Raw genomic sequence first — 297 nt, forward strand, 5'->3', positions numbered from 1 at the left:
GCATCAGCACCACCGACCGGATCTTCACCGTCCATCAACGCCGCGCGATCACCCTCCGCGACCGTGAGTGCCTCATCCCCGGTTGTCATGTCCCCGCGACCTGGTGCGAGATCCACCACGTCACCGAACACGCCCACGGCGGCCCCACCCACACCGACAACGGCGTCGCCCTCTGCTGGCACCACCACCGCACCCTCGACACCAGCGGATGGGAGATCCGGATGCGCCACGGCACACCCCACGTCCGCGGACCCGCCTGGTGGGACCCCGCCAGACGCTGGCGCACACCACAACCCG

At 70.0% G+C, this 297-nt stretch carries 1 protein-coding gene; it reads left to right on the forward strand.

Annotated elements, in window-relative coordinates; translation table 11 throughout:
* Positions 1-297: HNH endonuclease signature motif containing protein (locus tag HCX50_RS19680; protein WP_167635473.1), on the forward strand; the 297-nt coding region annotated here is incomplete at both ends.

It is taken from the genome of Microbacterium sp. B19(2022), from assembly GCF_012030385.1.
Lineage (GTDB): Bacteria > Actinomycetota > Actinomycetes > Actinomycetales > Microbacteriaceae > Microbacterium > Microbacterium oxydans_B.